Origin of the sequence: Enterococcus aquimarinus (assembly GCF_001885765.1) — a bacterium.
Lineage (GTDB): Bacteria > Bacillota > Bacilli > Lactobacillales > Enterococcaceae > Enterococcus_I > Enterococcus_I aquimarinus.
Genome location: NZ_JXKD01000002.1, coordinates 181405 through 197175, shown reverse-complemented (window position 1 = coordinate 197175; position 15771 = coordinate 181405). Strand labels below are relative to the sequence as shown.

Annotated in this window: 16 protein-coding genes and 2 pseudogenes; 14 read left to right on the top strand and 4 right to left on the bottom strand. The window is 37.2% G+C overall.

The window, feature by feature from the left end; all coding sequences use genetic code 11:
* Nucleotides 1-164: 164 nt before the first annotated feature.
* The 4 genes from RU93_RS02690 (at nt 165) to yghU (ending at nt 2982) form a co-directional block, all read left to right on the top strand.
* Nucleotides 165-947 (top strand): hydroxymethylpyrimidine/phosphomethylpyrimidine kinase, encoded by a 783-nt coding sequence (locus tag RU93_RS02690; protein ID WP_071874073.1) that lies wholly within the window; start codon nt 165-167, stop codon nt 945-947.
* The gene (locus tag RU93_RS02685) at nt 948-1451 is read left to right on the top strand and encodes an ECF transporter S component (RefSeq protein WP_071874072.1); all 504 of its coding nucleotides are present in this window, start codon (nt 948-950) and stop codon (nt 1449-1451) included.
* 35 nt (nt 1452-1486) lie between these two features.
* A complete protein-coding gene (locus tag RU93_RS02680) occupies nt 1487-1993 on the top strand; it encodes a TIGR01440 family protein (protein ID WP_211272545.1) in 507 nt (168 codons plus the stop codon).
* A 206-nt stretch (nt 1994-2199) separates the two neighbouring features.
* Entirely contained in the window at nt 2200-2982 is a 783-nt protein-coding gene (yghU, locus tag RU93_RS02675) for a glutathione-dependent disulfide-bond oxidoreductase (protein ID WP_071874070.1), read from the top strand.
* A gap of 62 nt (nt 2983-3044) precedes the next feature.
* Here the strand turns inward: yghU and RU93_RS02670 are convergent, their stop codons facing one another.
* Complete coding sequence (locus RU93_RS02670; protein WP_071874069.1) at nt 3045-4325, bottom strand: L-lactate MFS transporter; 1281 nt, start codon at nt 4323-4325, stop codon at nt 3045-3047.
* A 273-nt stretch (nt 4326-4598) separates the two neighbouring features.
* Between RU93_RS02670 and RU93_RS02665 the strand changes: the two genes are divergently transcribed.
* The 4 genes and pseudogenes from RU93_RS02665 (at nt 4599) to RU93_RS02650 (ending at nt 9320) form a co-directional block, all read left to right on the top strand.
* A complete protein-coding gene (locus tag RU93_RS02665; RefSeq protein ID WP_071874068.1) occupies nt 4599-6119 on the top strand; it encodes a zinc ABC transporter substrate-binding protein AdcA in 1521 nt (506 codons plus the stop codon).
* A gap of 310 nt (nt 6120-6429) precedes the next feature.
* Nucleotides 6430-7353 (top strand): annotated as a pseudogene (locus tag RU93_RS02660) (CD3337/EF1877 family mobilome membrane protein); the annotation flags it as partial.
* A pseudogene (locus RU93_RS02655) lies at nt 7350-8371 on the top strand (bifunctional lytic transglycosylase/C40 family peptidase). The pseudogenes RU93_RS02660 and RU93_RS02655, both read left to right, overlap by 4 nt.
* Nucleotides 8372-8387: 16 nt before the next feature.
* Nucleotides 8388-9320, top strand: a complete 933-nt coding sequence (locus tag RU93_RS02650; protein WP_071874066.1) for a conjugal transfer protein — start codon at nt 8388-8390, stop codon at nt 9318-9320.
* A 72-nt stretch (nt 9321-9392) separates the two neighbouring features.
* On the opposite strand, the gene RU93_RS02645 is transcribed toward RU93_RS02650, so the two are convergent.
* Nucleotides 9393-10229, bottom strand: coding sequence for a Cof-type HAD-IIB family hydrolase (locus RU93_RS02645; RefSeq protein ID WP_071874065.1), 837 nt, complete (start codon nt 10227-10229; stop codon nt 9393-9395).
* A 79-nt stretch (nt 10230-10308) separates the two neighbouring features.
* Nucleotides 10309-11085 (bottom strand): DeoR/GlpR family DNA-binding transcription regulator, encoded by a 777-nt coding sequence (locus RU93_RS02640; RefSeq protein WP_071874064.1) that lies wholly within the window; start codon nt 11083-11085, stop codon nt 10309-10311.
* Between the two features lie 191 nt (nt 11086-11276).
* On the opposite strand from RU93_RS02640, the gene RU93_RS02635 reads away from it, so the two are divergent.
* Nucleotides 11277-11879: an NUDIX hydrolase gene (locus tag RU93_RS02635; RefSeq protein ID WP_071874063.1), complete on the top strand. Its 603-nt coding sequence runs from the start codon at nt 11277-11279 to the stop codon at nt 11877-11879.
* A gap of 66 nt (nt 11880-11945) precedes the next feature.
* The gene (locus RU93_RS02630) at nt 11946-12134 is read left to right on the top strand and encodes a cysteine-rich KTR domain-containing protein (RefSeq protein WP_071874062.1); all 189 of its coding nucleotides are present in this window, start codon (nt 11946-11948) and stop codon (nt 12132-12134) included.
* A gap of 59 nt (nt 12135-12193) precedes the next feature.
* Here RU93_RS02630 and RU93_RS02625 read toward each other — a convergent pair whose 3' ends face one another.
* Nucleotides 12194-12547, bottom strand: a complete 354-nt coding sequence (locus tag RU93_RS02625) for a helix-turn-helix domain-containing protein (protein ID WP_071874061.1) — start codon at nt 12545-12547, stop codon at nt 12194-12196.
* A 596-nt stretch (nt 12548-13143) separates the two neighbouring features.
* On the opposite strand from RU93_RS02625, the gene RU93_RS02615 reads away from it, so the two are divergent.
* The 4 genes from RU93_RS02615 to RU93_RS02600 all read left to right on the top strand — a co-directional run bounded on the left by RU93_RS02615 (nt 13144) and on the right by RU93_RS02600 (nt 15708).
* Nucleotides 13144-13566, top strand: coding sequence for an RNA polymerase sigma factor (locus tag RU93_RS02615; RefSeq protein WP_071874060.1), 423 nt, complete (start codon nt 13144-13146; stop codon nt 13564-13566).
* A complete protein-coding gene (locus tag RU93_RS02610; protein ID WP_071874059.1) occupies nt 13563-13793 on the top strand; it encodes a helix-turn-helix domain-containing protein in 231 nt (76 codons plus the stop codon). The genes RU93_RS02615 and RU93_RS02610 overlap by 4 nt, the downstream gene beginning before the upstream one ends.
* A gap of 494 nt (nt 13794-14287) precedes the next feature.
* On the top strand, nt 14288-14488 hold the full coding sequence (locus tag RU93_RS02605; protein WP_000633909.1) for a DUF3173 domain-containing protein: 201 nt from the start codon (nt 14288-14290) through the stop codon (nt 14486-14488).
* A 26-nt stretch (nt 14489-14514) separates the two neighbouring features.
* A complete protein-coding gene (locus RU93_RS02600) occupies nt 14515-15708 on the top strand; it encodes a site-specific integrase (protein ID WP_071874058.1) in 1194 nt (397 codons plus the stop codon).
* Nucleotides 15709-15771: the final 63 nt, after the last annotated feature.

Here is a 15771-nt window from a genome sequence, read left to right as displayed (position 1 = left end):
TGACGATTGTCGCAGCTCCTTTTGATTACAGAAAATGAATGATTGATTTGTAGTATGAATCGTTTAAAGTGCCAACTAAAAAAGTGGATGGGTCTAAAACTAGCCAATTGGCTGTTTTGCTTTAGGGAATCTCCAAGTATAATGTTCAAAAAGGATGTGAAAAGATGGTACTTAAAACGTTAACAATCGGTGGTTCCGATACATGGGGTGGCGGAGGGATTCAAACGGATCTCCGAACGTTTGAACAGTTAGACGTCTTTGGATTAAGTGTCTTAACATGTTTGGCCGTTGAAGCGGTCGATGATTTTGTGATTCGTCCATTGCCAGTTGCGCTGGTAGAGGAACAATTACAAACGATTGAGCGAAACTTCGAGTTGGCGGGTGTTAAAATTGGGTTGTTGGCTGATTTAGAGACCGTGTCACTCGTTCAAGATTTTTGTCAAAGAAATCAAGGGAGGTTTCCGATTATTTTAGACCCTGTCATGGCGTTCAAGGAAACAAAAGACGCACTTCAAAGAGACTATATTGAAAAAATAAAAGCATTATTTCCTTATGTTGACTTAATTACGCCTAATCGCCGGGAAGCCCAGTTCTTATCAGGGAGTGAGGAGCTAACGTCAGCCGAAGAATTATCCTTTGCGACGGAGCAGATTGCGAAGAAAACCGGCGTCAAAGTGTTAGTGACCGGTGGCGAAAGTGGGATCGATACGTATCGCGAGGGCTCAATTACCCAGTCGTTTACCGGGCCGATTTCCCTAAAAAAAACCAATCATGGCGCAGGTTGTTGTTTTTCTTCCGCGATTTGTGCCCATCTAGCACAAGGCTTTTCGTTAATCGAAAGTATTGAAAAAAGTAAAAATCATGTCTATCAATCAATTGAAAATGGCGTCATTGTTGGCGAAGCTGGCAATGTTTGGCGCCCAAAAACAAAAAAGGAGTCGGTATAAATGACCTTACAAAAACAATTAGTTAAAATCGCGCTACTGACGGCTTTGACCGTCGCGGTCTCATTATTATTTATTTTTCCTGTCCCTGGCACCAATGGTTTTGTCACGTTAGCCGAAGTCGGGATTTATACGGCTGCCTTTTTACTCGGTCCTTTAGGCGGTTTCTGGGTAGGGGCGTTAAGCGGCGGATTGATCGATCTTTTTTCAGGCTATCCGCAGTGGATTATCGCGTCTGTTTTAATTCATGGCATCCAAGGAGGGATTGCGGGATATTTTTTCCGTAAGAATAATAGATGGTTTGACACATTCGGATTTTTAAGTGGCAGTGTCTGGATGGTGTTGGGTTACGCACTAGCAACTGGACTGATGTATACGTGGCCGGCCGGAGTCGCTTCACTCTTTGGAAATACGATTCAAAATATATTTGGGGTTACCTTAACCATCTTCTTGATGAGTGCCCTTCGTAAAATAAACCACCCATTAATGAAAGAAGGCGTAAGATAGTGGATAGAGAACAACTCGTGGTAGATTTAACTCAAATGATCAAAGAAATTTTAAGCCAAGCCCAACTTCATGCGGGCGATACATTTGTCCTTGGGTGTAGCACCAGTGAAATTGCTGGCGGCTATATTGGGAAAAATCCGAGTCAGGAAATAGGTGAGTGGGTCGTTCGTACCATTAAAGATCTACTAGATGCTGAAGGGATTCATCTTGCGGTGCAAGGATGTGAGCACCTTAATCGGGCCCTCGTGGTGGAACGGGCTGTTGCTCGAGACGCGCAATGGGAAATCGTCGAAGTCTTACCGAGCTTGACTGCAGGAGGAGCTTGTTCCGTCGCAGCCTTTAAGTACTTCGATGATCCAGTTGAAGTCGAACACATCGTTGCTCAAGCAGGCATTGATATCGGGGATACGGCGATTGGGATGCACGTCAAGCATGTACAAGTTCCCGTTCGCCCGACCAAAAAAGAACTCGGCAGCGCACACGTCACGGCACTAAAATCGAGACCCAAATACATTGGTGGACCAAGAGCGCAATATCCCTAAAACGACGCTAGAAAGAGGAGCATTCCGGACTCTTTCTAGCTTTTTTTATTCCTTAGCTGCTTAGATCATGGATTTAACAGCGCATCAATCACACTTCTCGCTGTATATCCGAATCGTTTACGAAGCAAATCATGGATAGAAGTTGAATTTCTTGCCTTTTCATCCCCGTCATCTTTATACTAGAAGATAAAGAAGGAGGCGTTTTTATGTCAGATTATCAGATACCAAACGTATGGCAGTGGGAACCAACCGAACAAAGTAAAACAGGCAATCAACCGATCGCAGGTAGTCGCTTCGAGCAAACCTTACCCGTCGGTCAAAAACCGTTACAAGTATATTCTCTAGGAACACCTAATGGAATGAAGGTGACTATTTTACTGGAAGAATTACGCGAACAAGGAGTAACCGAAGCGGAGTATGATTTATACAAAATCGATATCTCAAAAGGCGATCAATTTGGTAGCGACTTTGTGGCAATTAATCCGAATTCAAAAATTCCGGCATTAATGGATTATTCCGAAGAAGAGCCGATTCGTGTTTTCGAGTCCGTGTCGATTTTACTTTATTTAGCCGAAAAATTTGATCAATTGATTCCGAAAACACTCAAAGAAAAGACCGAGTTAATGAACTGGCTCTTCTGGCAAACGGGTGCAGCGCCCTTTGTTGGCGGAGGGTTTGGCCATTTTTATCATTATGCGCCATTTGCACAAGAATATCCCATTAATCGTTACACCATGGAAACAAAAAGACAATTAGACTTATTAAACCGACATTTAGCCGACAAATCCTATATCTTAGGTGACACCTACTCGATTGCGGATATCGCACTTTGGCCATGGTATGGTCGTCTTGTTCAAGGACACCTATACGGCGACGCAGCTGAATTTTTACAAGTACAAGACTATCCGCATCTCATCGCTTGGGCCGATCGGATTAGTGAAAGACCCGCTGTTCAGCGCGGAATCGAAGTGACGTATCAAGATATTTAATTAGTCGAAAAAAACCGCCTCACATCCATTCTTCATTCGATGGATGTGAGGCGGTTTAACTGTTATTTGACATTCAAAATCGTTGGCGATTCTTGTGGAGCGTATTTGGCATTTTCGCTGCGAATCGCAATCGAAAGCGCTAAAGCGACACAGGATAATCCTGCAAAAACTAACATTGCTGCTGAATAAGAATGCGTCATATCTGTAACCCAAGAAAGTAACAGTGGACCGACCATCCCAGCAAGCGCCCAAGCGGTTAAAATATAGCCGTGGATTGAAGCGACGACTTTATCACCGAACATGTCACGAATATAAATTGGAACCGAAGAAAACCCACCGCCATAACAAGTCATTAAAAGACAAATGATCACGAAAAATAAGACCGGTGATTTCGTGAAGTACAAAATAACAAGAGCAGTCACATCAATGATAAAGAAGGTTGTAAAGACGTTTGGCCGACCGATATAATCGGAAATCATCGCCCAAATAAAACGGCCTCCACCATTAAATAGTCCCATGATTGCCACCATCGTAGCCGCTGACACGGCTGACATCCCCGTTGCTTTTTCTGCTAGAGGCGCGGCAACGGAAATTAAGGCGATACCACAAGTGATATTAATGAACAACATAGTCCACAACATCCAAAAACGCTTCGTTCTTAGTGCATCACTCGCTGAAAACATTTTTTCATCATGAAGTGATGCGACTTCTGGCTCGTTTTTTGGGACAAAACCTTTGGGAACCCAACCAATAGGCGGTTTTTCCATATATTGTGCGCTGAATAAAATAATGACAAAATAACTTACTCCTAAAATATAAAAAGTATTGCTAACGCCGACACTTGCCATCAGCGCTTCTGCGATAGGGGTTGTGATTAACGTAGCAAATCCGAATCCCATAATCGCCATTCCCGTTGCGATACCTGGACGATCGGGAAACCACGCCATCATCGTGGAGACGGGTGTCACATAACCTGTTCCTAAACCGATACCGCCAATTAAACCATAACTCAAGTAAAGCATGGGTAGTGATTGCACGCTAATCGCCCATCCCGTCAAAGCAATTCCTGCTCCGAAGAAAATAGCCGAAATCGTTCCTGTTAAACGTGGTCCATGTTTATCCGTAATCCGCCCCATAAAAGCGGCAGAAAAGCCTAAACAAAAGATTGCCAGACTAAAGGCAAACGAAATTTGGCTCTCAGACCAGGTGCTTGCAGACTGAATGGGATTGGAAAAAATACTCCACGCATAAGCGGAACCAATTGAGAGATGGATAAAAATACCAGCAAGAGCAATCAACCATCTGTTTTTTAGTTTCTTACTGTTTACTGAAGTGTGTGTCATGAAAATACGCTCCTTTATAAATATGATCTAACTGCATTAGTATACAACAGAAAGCAAAAGAAAGCGCCTTGTTTTGTGAAAAAGCCGTTTTTTGTTGGTTTATTCACATGTTTCAGAGAGATTTAGTTAATAGATGAGCAAATACGATTGAATTTACTTAAACGATCTAAGCGAAAATAAAAAAGATTTAGCGATTGACAAGAAAAAGGTAGTCTGATAACATACATATTTGTAAAACGTAATGATTACGATTTAGAAACAAGGAGGTAAGAGATGAATAAGAAAATTTTATGGGGTGCGACGCTTTTGATTCTGGGAGGTGTCTTAGGTGCTTGTACTACGAATCAAGAAGCAACCAATGATTCAGACAAAATCCAAATTATGACCACTTTTTATCCGATGTATGAATTTACAAAAAATGTTGTCGGTGAGGAAGGGGATGTTGAATTACTGATTTCAGCAGGAACGGATAGCCATGACTATGAACCGTCAGCGAAAGATTTACGAAAAATTCAAGATGCAGACGTGTTTGTCTACAATAACGAAAACATGGAAACATGGGTACCTTCCATTGAAAACGTCTTTGAACAAGGCGACGTATTGGTGGTAAAAGCTACCGAAAATATGGTTCTCTTACCTGGCGATGAAGACGAACATGATCATTCAGAGGAAGAAGAACACGGGCATTCCCATGCATTAGATCCTCATGTTTGGTTAGCGCCGAATTTAGCAATGAAAGAAGTCGAAGAAATTCGCGACCAATTAGTAAAAGCGTATCCGGATAAAGCGGATGTGTTGACAGCTAATGCGGAAGCTTATTTAGAAGAACTCGCAACGTTAGATGAGTCTTATCAAACACTGACGGAACAAGCGGTACAAACTAGTTTTGTCACGCAACATGCTGCATTTGGCTACTTAGCAACCGAATATGGGTTGACACAAGTTCCAATTGCGGGCCTTTCAGCCGATGAAGAACCATCGCCTGCGCGTTTAGCAGAACTAAAAGAGTATGTCAAAGCCAATGACATTCAATACATTTACTTTGAATCAAATGCGAAAAATGCCATTGCCAAAACATTGGCGAAAGAAGCGGATGTTGAATTACTCGTATTGAATACATTAGAAGGATTATCAGCGCAAGAAATAGAAGAAGGAAAAAATTATCTTTCCGTGATGCAAGAAAATCTAGAAGCTTTAAGAAAAACAACAGAATCAACCCAAGCATCGCTAGGACAAGAAACAACCGTCGAAAAAACCGTTCAAAATGGATATTTTGAAGATGCTGAAGTGGAAGATCGCCCGCTATCCAATTGGGCTGGTGAATGGCAATCGGTTTATCCGTACTTAGAAGATGGGACACTCGATCAAGTGTTTGAGTACAAAGAAAAATTAACAAAAGACAAAACAAAAGCAGAATATAAAGCGTATTATGAAACAGGTTACCAAACAGATATCGATCAGATTACCATCACGGATGATCGCATCACATTCACGGATCGTTCTGGTAATCGTGTGTCTTCCAACTATCGCTATGTCGGTTATAAGATTTTAACGTATGAAGCGGGTAACCGTGGCGTGCGTTTCGCATTTGAAGCAACCGATCCAAATAGTGGTGCGTATCGTTACGTCCAATTTAGTGACCATACCATCACAGATACGCCGGTTGAGCATTATCATATTTACTTTGGCAATGAAAGCCAAGAACAATTGTATGACGAAATGGATCATTGGCCGACTTATTATCAAGCGGATTTAACAGGCTTAGAAATTGCCCAAGAAATGTTGGCTCATTAGTCTATCGGTTATCTCCAATTCGGCGTAATCCGAATAGATGGACCAACGTCAAAGAATCGTTCCCTACACAAAGAATGTGCGACAAAAGTCATTTTGCTTTGAGAAAATAAAGTAGCGTTTTTTGAAAGAGCAAACTTTTATCGCCCGTCTATCAATCAAAGTTTTCGAACAAAAAGAGACATCCCGTCTAATTCCAGGGATGTCTCTTTTTGTTAAGGTGTTGTCGATTCAGGAGTGTCCACGTCAGTAGTGTCGCCCGTTTTCGCCTCTTATTGCTTGTCACCGGACGGATTAACCGTGTTGATGCCAGTTTAATGTGATTATGACAAGGGCTGGTATTACCTTGATTATTACCGTTGCTTTTAGTATTTCCACTATGCTTTATTCGCTGTCAGCAAGTTCTCCCTTCTTCATGATTATGTTTTTACAAATTGTGACCTTTGCAGGGATTTATTTTAAATTGGGCGATTTAATGAGCCTGTTCTCTTTACAAAGCAACGATTCTCAAAACATGGGCAGACAAGTCTTTCGCAGACCTCGTCAAATGATGAATCGACAAACCAGAAGATTTCAACGCAGTATGAGTAAGGTTTTCCGTGGAAAAGCAGGGTCAATGAAGCAAAAAACAATGACAACAAAGCAGAATCAAACCAATAAAGCTAACCATACTCGTCAAAATGAACGGACTACATCAAAGAAAGAAACAGCACTTTCCAATGTGAAAAAGCAACAAGGCGGTATCGGGCAACGATTAGGTGAAAAGACAGCCCATGTATTGGACACGAAAAATCGTCTAGTCGATAAAGGAAAGCAGGCAAAACAACAGATACAGGCGACACCAACCCATGTCAAATATGCCCTTCATCAAGGAAAAGAGAATGTCACTCATAATGTAACAGACTTTAAACAATCGATGGCAGATACCAAAGCTCAACGCAAACAACAGCGTATGAATCAGCAGGAGCAAAAACGAAAGAACATTGCTCAAAAGCGTTTGGAACTGGATAAAGCAAAAGAAAAAAGACGAAAAGAAAAACCATCATCTCCTGTTCAGAAAAACCAGCAGCATGTACGCAAGCGTCACCAAACTGTCACGTCTGTTGTATCACAAAATATTGACCGCCAAACCCATCAGCGACCATTGAAAAAAGAGCAAACGCAAAAGACGCCACCGAAGCAATTCAACCAGAGGAAGCTTAATAAAAGAACGGATAAGAAAGGTCAACAAATATGAAGCTAAAAATAACAGTGATTTGTAGTATGGTCTCCTCTCTGTTCTTTTTTTCTTATTGTTCCTAGTCATTTTCTTTGCAGATGATACGGAAAGTGATGGAAACAACAAGGATTCTTCTATTTCACAAGGCGGTGTGACCGTTTCACCAGAAGTATTGGCACACCGTCCGTTGGTTGAAAAATATTGTAAGGAATATGGAATTGAAGACTATGTTTCTTATATCTTAGCCATTATACAAGTGGAATCGAGCGGTACAGCAGAAGATGTTATGCAAAGTTCCGAATCTTTGGGTTTACCGCCCAACAGTTTGAGTACCGAAGAATCCATCAAGCAAGGAGTTAAATATTTCAGTGAATTATTAGCCAGTGCAGAACAACAAGGAGTGGATATAGATTCCGTTATCCAATCTTACAATTACGGCGGTGGCTTTTTAAATTATGTCGGGAATCATGGGGAAAAATATACCTATGAATTAGCCGAACAGTTTTCTAAAGAGAAGTCGGGTGGTCAAAAAGCAGACTATCCCACTCCCATAGCCATTCCTGTAAATGGTGGGTGGCGATATAACTATGGAAATCAGTTTTATGTTCAGTTAGTTTCACAGTACCTAACTGCCACTTCCCCAACAGAATTTGATGATGAAACCGTTCAAGTGATTATGGACGAAGCCTTGAAATACGAAGGGTTTCCATATGTCTTTGGAGGGGCTTCACCTACTACCTCCTTTGATTGTAGTGGCTTAACACAATGGGTGTATGACAAAGCAGGCATTACGCTCCCACGTGTCGCCCAAGATCAGTATGACGCTACCCAAGAAATTTCTATGGAAGAAGCCCAAGCAGGCGATCTTATCTTCTTTCACTCGACCTATAATGTAGGTACGTATGTGACCCATGTTGGCATTTATGTAGGGAATAATAAAATGTTCCATGCAGGTGACCCAATTGGTTATACAGACCTTAATAACAGCTATTGGCAAGAACACCTTATTGGGGCTAGGCGTGTTATTCATAACTAAGAAAGGAATGAATCAAATGATTATTAAAATTGAACGAAAAGAAAAAACAAAGAAACCAAAGAAATCTAAAAAAACAAGTAAACAAAGAAAAGTTCCGACGATTAAAGTTGGCACGCATAAGAAATTAACCTTTGTTTTATGGGTTTTATTGATTGGTAGTGTCGGATTTGGAATCTATAAAAATTTTACTGCCATTGACACTCATACTGTCCATGAAACAGAAATCATTGAACAGCAGATTGTTGATACCAACCAAGTAGAAAGTTTTGTGAAATCCTTTGCGAAAGACTACTTTTCGTGGCACCAATCCCAAGAAGCGATTGATAAACGAAATGAAAAATTAACCCATTATTTTACGGAAGAATTGCAGGCGTTAAATGAAGAAATGATTCGTAAGGATATTCCTACCAGTTCTAGTGTGAACGATATACAGGTGTGGCAGGTTTCTCAAGTGAATGAGAACACCTTTGAGATATTATTTTCTGTTGAACAAGTAATTACAGAAGACAAAGACAAGAAAACGGTATCTTCCAGCTTCCATGTGGTTGTCCATGTAGATAAGGCAGAGAATATGGTCATTATCAAAAATCCGACAATGAGTAAGAAACCACAAAAATCGGATTACCAACCCAAACAGCTAGAAAGTGACAGTACAATAGATACGGAAATGACAGATGACATCAATAGCTTTTTAGAAACGTTCTTCCAGCTATACCCTACCGCCACAGAAAAAGAATTGGCTTACTATGTAAGTAATCGTGCGTTACCTGTGATTCATAAAGAATATGTTTTTGAGGAATTAGTCAATCCTATCTATACCAGAAAGGACAACCAAATAATAGTGAATATGACTGTGAAATATTTAGACCAAGAAACAAAAGCAACACAAATCCCACAATTTGAGTTGTTACTTGAAAAGAACGGGGACAACTGGAAGATTGTAAATTAAAGACTATCCGCAAAAAGCTCACAGAATATTTATCTGTGAGCTTGAATGATAGTATTTTCAATTTTGTAGGAATTACATTGTTGAAATAATATTTAATGCTTCTGCAACACCATCTTCATCATTTGAAGAAGTTATATAAGTAGCTATATTTTTAATCATTGGATGTCCGTTGCTCATAGCGAAACTAAAATCCGAATTTTCAAATAGAGAAAGGTCGTTCAAACTATCTCCAATTGCAAATTTTGTAACATTTCTAAGTCCATAAATTTTTTCCAAATGATGATATACTAACCCTTTTGATACATTATGAGGTACAATCTCAAGATTTACTTCTGATGATTCAGTAATAGTGATTCCATGTATGGATTCTAATTTTTCTTTGATTTCGCTTTTTATATTTCTGTTAGGGATAAAGACAAAGAATTTGTATACTTTTATTCCATCAATACCAATTATCTCATTAATATGATTAAAGGAGGCTGATTGGATAGATTTTTCATATTCAAGTTCGTAATTTAATTCATCAATAGAAAATTCATTTCCTATTTCATTAAAAATTTCTTTCAATTTAGTCTTGTATTCTGATGATTCAAAACTGCCGTAATTCGTATAGATTTTCGTTGGAAAGTCTGACACTAAAAAATTTATCTCTTCCATACTTAAATGATTAAAATAGAATTCAAACAATCTTTTTTCGCAGTCATACCCAACTGCTCCATTTAACCCTATAGCAGGAATAGATAGTTTGTTTTCTTTAAGTATATTTTTTATATCTTCTACTTCTCTGCCTGAACATATAAAAGGAAAATGGTTTTCTGATATTTCCTCTAGAATTTCTACATTTCTTTTACTTATTTTTTGTTGTGAATTTAACAATGTTCCGTCCAAATCAATACCTATTAACTTCATAGATATACTCTCCCCTTTATAAAAAAATCTTTTTCTTTAAACGTAATTTAACGATATTTCATACAATAAAAATCCCTTTTTATTCCAGTTTTTCTTCAGTTATGGTAATAATCTGTACTTTATTTTTTTTCAAAACCTTAAGCAAATGACTAGGTAATTGAGCATTTATAATAATGACATCAATATCTTCAATATTAAAAACGCAAAAATTATGAGATTTTTCAATTTTAGTGTTATCTACTAGTAAAACAATTTTTTTGCTTTGTTGTCTAATTTTTCTCTTTAATTCTAAATCTTCCTCATAACCATAATAGACACCATTTTCATCAATACCAGCAACTCCTAGAAAAGAAATATCAAATTTATAATCTTCTAGTTCGTTTAAAGGTTTTGTTCCAACTACACATCTTGCCTCTCTATCTAAGTTTCCACCAAGTAACCTACAGTGACAATTCGAATATCTTAACAATTGATCAGCAATATCAATTGAGTTTGTTACCATTAAATTTGTTTTGTTTTTATCGATATTTTTAGGAATAAGACTAACTGTTGTTGATACATCTAAATAAACTAATTCATTGTCTTTAATTAACTGGCTAGCTTCCTTAGCCAATAAGAATTTTTCTCGGTTTTTATGTGTGCTTCGTTCCAAATAAGAATCAAGTTCTTTAAAAGATTCCAATAAAGCAATCCCGCCATAAGTTCTTTGAACTAAGTTATTTTCAGTAAGTGCTACTATATCACGTCTAGCAGTATCTCTGGATGTATTAGTTAATGAAATAACCTCCTTTAGGCTCAATTTTTTTTCTGTTTTTAAAGTTGTAAGAATTAAATCCAAGCGTTCTTTCTGATTCACATAATAACCTCTTTCCTTGACTTTATTTTTACTACGAAATTTGCTGTTAATATTTCACAAATATTAAACCAGCATTTTCTTTAATGTTAATACTCCTCTGTATAAAAAGATTTACTTTTAAGTATATTTAAGTTATTATATATTATAACTTAAATATACTTAAAAGCAAATTAAATTAAAGGAGACATCAAATGACTATCCATGTATTGAAAAAATATAAGAGATTACTGGCGTTAGCAGAAGCTGGTTTGTTTTATGGGAAAGATGAATTTGATAAAGAACGTTATCAAGAACTTAAAGATATTGCACTTGACCTGTTAACTAATATTAGTGATGAACCCTTAAAAAATATTGAGAATCTTTTTGATAAAAATGAGGGGTATCCAACTCCCAAAATAGATGTTAGAGCATATATCAAATGTAATGATAAAATTCTATTAGTGGAAGATATTAGAACAAAAGAATGGTCGTTGCCTGGTGGATACGCCGAAATAGGGAGCTCGCCAAAGGAGAATATTGTTAAAGAAGTGTTTGAAGAAACAGGACTGAATGTCACTGTTGATAAATTGCTAGCAGTGTTTGATACAGACTTACGAGAAGATATACCACAGCTATTTCAATATTATAAAATGATTTTTAGCTGTACAATAGTTAATGGATCATTTCAGGATAATTTAGAAACTTCAAATATTGTTTTTTTTAATTTTTATGATATGCCTAAGCTATCCGAACAAAGAACAACTAAAGAACAATTAGTCATTCTTGAAAATCGAACAGCAACATATTGTGATTAACAATTATTAACTAAACAAAAATAATTAATTTCCCGTTGGATATTGATTGAAAAGGAGTGTTATAAAATGTTAAGAACAGAATGGGTGTTATGTCCTTTCTGTGGAAATAAAACACGATTAAAAATAAGAAGCGACACAGAATTAAAGAATTTTCCTTTGTACTGTCCTAAATGTAGACAAGAAATTTTGATTAAAATTAAACAGTTTAAAGTAACTGTAATTACAGAGCCAGACGCAAAGACGCAGAGCCGATAAAATGAGATTGTATTAATCTCATTTTATCGGCTCTTTCTGTTATATATGGGTTCTGTTAATTAATCTTTGATATTTCTAGCTTCATTGATACCATCCGCTAAAGATTCCATCAAGGATAGTTCTTTGTCTGTAAAGCTATCCATGTACTTCTCTATCTGTAATCGTCTGGTGCTTTTCACCAGATCATTAGCGGGTAAGAAAAATTCATCAACGGACACATGAAGTAATGATACAAGGTCATAAAGAACTTGTATGCTGGGATGTTGTCCTTTATTTTCAATATTTGTTAAATAACGTGGGTCAATTTCAATCAACGTTCCTACTTGTTCATGAGTTAAACCTCGTTTCATACGAGCATCTTTAATTGCTAAACCAAAGGCTCTGAAATCGTATTTATCTTCCTTTTTACGCATAATAAACCACCTCTATACATTTTACTGTTCCTATTCTGTTAGAAACAGGTATTGAAAAACACATCGTAAGGTTTATTAGTTCCTATTATGCGTGCGGTATAATGAAAAATACTGTTAGTTAGAAGGTAATAAAAAAAACCGTTATCTAACAGTTCTTTTTCTATGCTTTAAATTAACATTAGAACCCCATTTGATTGATGACGGTTTGAAAAAGCCGTCTTCTTTCTTTTACGACATTTGCAGATACTCTTACGTTCACTTTTAGAAATATGACGGCTCATAGGAGGAAGCCGTCATGAAATTCATCACTCCTCAACACTATTTATTTTTAACCTCCGAATTAAAAAAGTGCTTTCACCTACCTTAGATACATACGCCTATCAATGTGGTTTTTTAAGTCATATACAACGAACTAATAAAACACATAAACAGATTAGACTGTCTGCTTATGTGTTTTTTTGTGTGCGAAAAGATATTTTTCAATTCTTTTTTATCAGAAATGCAACAAACAGCCCTTTCGTGTCGGGACTTAGTACGAAAGGAGATAACAGAGCAAGGCTCACTTCCTTTCATGACAAGAAAGGGGGTGAGAAATGATGAAGCCATCTTCTTTTCAAGAAACCATAGAAAACCAGTTTGACTATATCTGTAAGCGAGCTATGGAAGATGAACGTAAAGATTACTTCAAACATCTATCAAGACTTTCCAAAAAAGAAGTTTCCTTTTCTGATACAGGCGATTACCTTGTCAATCAGTTTTCTACCGTGGATAAGCATTCCACTGATTTTCAACTATTTATGTTGAACGGCTTTAGCATTCGTGTGGAAAGTGATTTGTTGAGTGAAGCCTTACGAAATTTATCAGAGAAAAAGCGTGACATCATATTGCTTTATTACTTTATGGATATGAGCGATATGGAAATTGCAGAATTATTGAAACTAAACCGTTCTACCATTTATCGTCACCGAACAAGTGGACTAGCTTTCATAAAAAAATTTATGGAGGAGCATGAAGAATGAAAACAAAATATCCTGTGGTTCCTTTCTCCCTTATTGTAAAAGCGACAGATGGCGATACAGAAGCCATTAACCAGATTGTGAAGCATTACAGGGGCTATCTCACTAAACGCTCTCTTCGCCGAATGACAGATGAATTTGGGAATTCTCACATGATTGTAGATGAAACCCTTCGTGGCAGAATGGAGACCAAACTTATTACTAAAATTTTAGGATTTGAAATTAAATAGCCCTATCTTTTTTCGTGGAAGCGTGTTGAATCGTTCACATGCTTCCCGAATAGGTTTGTTTATCTGCCCAAACATATTGCTATTGCAGTATGTTTGGACAGGCGAATAAGCCACTGTTCTTTGACAACTGAATAAAGCAATCAAATACGTTTCGATAAGAAAAGAGCCGACGAACTGACACGCCATGACCTTGAAAGATAGCTAGCGATACCTGTCAATGCTTCGTAAGTAATCCTTAGCAAGATTACTGCTATGACTTTTTTATCGTGATAATGATACTCCCATACAGCCACAGTCCGAACGAGATAGAAACGTCGCAGGCAATGGGTATGGCTACATGAGAACCATGTAGAGGTGAAAATCCTGTGAGCTTTGCTAGAGCTGTTTGATTGCTGGGATATTCTTCTCTTGTCAATGTATTATCATAAAAATATTTGATATAATTATAGGTGAATATTGGAGTTTTCCTAGCCTATAATGGGAAAGGAGTAATAATGATAACGGTCACAAAAAAAGATTTAGTTGAGCTAGGATATGGAACTTCTTTTTCAGCAGACATCATAAAAAAAGCAAAAGAATTGATGATTACAAAAGGGCATACCTACTATCAATCTCGAAAGCTGGATAGAGTCCCTCGTGAAGCTGTTGAAGAAATTCTAGGAATTCGGTTTTCAAATGAAAACAGGTCTGAGTAGTTTTTGCACAGTAAGGAGTAAAAACTATGGTTAAAGACCCAATAAAAAAAGCAAAGAATGGAACCTATTATTTTCGTGCAAATCTAGGTTATGATTCTAAAGGAAAAAAAATTCAAAAATATCGTAGTGGATTCACTACTAAAAAAGAAGCAAGAGAAGAATATTCAAAACTACTACTGATGAAACCAGAAGAATTAAGTGAGAATAAGGATAAAATGACGTTTAATCATTATATCTTTGAAATTTTTCTTCCATGGTATAAGACACAGGTAAAGCTCAGAACATATGAAAATCGCTTACCAACTATTAAGAAACATTTCTCTTATTTTGATAAAATGGCTGTTTCCGATATTGAGCCTATTGATGTGCAAAATTGGCAACTAAAATTATCAAAGAAATGTAAGCCTTCTTATGTGAGAGCTGTTCAAGGACTATTTTCAGTTGCTATGGATCGAGCAATTGTCCTTGGGATAGCCACCACAAATCCATCTAAGATTATTGGCAATGTGAAAAAGCAAAAGTCTAAAATTGAATTTTGGACAAAAGAAGAATTTGAAAAAGTAATCTCTCTAATTTATAAAGAAGATTATTATCAGCACTTTTTATTTATCTCTCTGTGGTTTCTATTTATGACTGGAATGCGGATTGGTGAAGCCACTGCCATTCAATGGGAAGATATTGATTTTGACTCAGAAGTACTAACCATCAACAAAACACTCTATTACAAGAATCAATCGGATTATAGATTTGTTGAACCAAAAACAAAGGCTAGCGTTCGTCATATTGTATTAGATGAATGCACATTAAATTATTTATCCGAATGGAAGAAAGTGCAACAAAATCTAATTCAGACAGACTTTGTAATGAGCTATAACGGTATTCCTACCCAAAAACATACGCTAGCACATGCTATTGAACGCTATGCTAAGCTGGCTGGTATTCATCGAATCAGAATCCATGGTTTACGGCATTCTCACGCTTCTTTGTTAATCAGTATGGGAGAAAATCCACTTATCATTAAAGATCGTCTAGGACACGAAGATATTGAGACGACTTTAGGAACGTATGGACATCTTTATCCTAACAGTAATTTTGAGGTAGCTAACAAATTAAATGGAGCCATTTCCTTTAAAGAAGCAAAACAAAATTATGATACTTCACCAAAGAATCAATTTACTGTAGACTACTTGCGAAACAAAGAAATGAAAAAAGTGCAATAAAAGTGCAGTGAAAAAATAAGAAGAGCCAGAAACCTTTGATATAAAAAGGTTTCTAGCTCTCCT

What these genes read in the sequence shown, in the direction of transcription:
- RU93_RS02610 (WP_071874059.1), top strand. Translation starts at nt 13,563, where the DNA reads ATGAAAACAAAATATCCTGTGGTTCCTTTCTCCCTTATTGTAAAAGCG.
- RU93_RS02600 (WP_071874058.1), top strand. Translation starts at nt 14,515, where the DNA reads ATGGTTAAAGACCCAATAAAAAAAGCAAAGAATGGAACCTATTATTTT.
- RU93_RS02645 (WP_071874065.1), bottom strand. Translation starts at nt 10,229, where the DNA reads ATGAAGTTAATAGGTATTGATTTGGACGGAACATTGTTAAATTCACAA.
- yghU (WP_071874070.1), top strand. Translation starts at nt 2,200, where the DNA reads ATGTCAGATTATCAGATACCAAACGTATGGCAGTGGGAACCAACCGAA.
- RU93_RS02625 (WP_071874061.1), bottom strand. Translation starts at nt 12,547, where the DNA reads ATGCGTAAAAAGGAAGATAAATACGATTTCAGAGCCTTTGGTTTAGCA.
- RU93_RS02630 (WP_071874062.1), top strand. Translation starts at nt 11,946, where the DNA reads ATGTTAAGAACAGAATGGGTGTTATGTCCTTTCTGTGGAAATAAAACA.
- RU93_RS02665 (WP_071874068.1), top strand. Translation starts at nt 4,599, where the DNA reads ATGAATAAGAAAATTTTATGGGGTGCGACGCTTTTGATTCTGGGAGGT.
- RU93_RS02690 (WP_071874073.1), top strand. Translation starts at nt 165, where the DNA reads ATGGTACTTAAAACGTTAACAATCGGTGGTTCCGATACATGGGGTGGC.
- RU93_RS02670 (WP_071874069.1), bottom strand. Translation starts at nt 4,325, where the DNA reads ATGACACACACTTCAGTAAACAGTAAGAAACTAAAAAACAGATGGTTG.
- RU93_RS02615 (WP_071874060.1), top strand. Translation starts at nt 13,144, where the DNA reads ATGAAGCCATCTTCTTTTCAAGAAACCATAGAAAACCAGTTTGACTAT.
- RU93_RS02680 (WP_211272545.1), top strand. Translation starts at nt 1,487, where the DNA reads ATGATCAAAGAAATTTTAAGCCAAGCCCAACTTCATGCGGGCGATACA.
- RU93_RS02635 (WP_071874063.1), top strand. Translation starts at nt 11,277, where the DNA reads ATGACTATCCATGTATTGAAAAAATATAAGAGATTACTGGCGTTAGCA.
- RU93_RS02605 (WP_000633909.1), top strand. Translation starts at nt 14,288, where the DNA reads ATGATAACGGTCACAAAAAAAGATTTAGTTGAGCTAGGATATGGAACT.
- RU93_RS02650 (WP_071874066.1), top strand. Translation starts at nt 8,388, where the DNA reads ATGATTATTAAAATTGAACGAAAAGAAAAAACAAAGAAACCAAAGAAA.
- RU93_RS02685 (WP_071874072.1), top strand. Translation starts at nt 948, where the DNA reads ATGACCTTACAAAAACAATTAGTTAAAATCGCGCTACTGACGGCTTTG.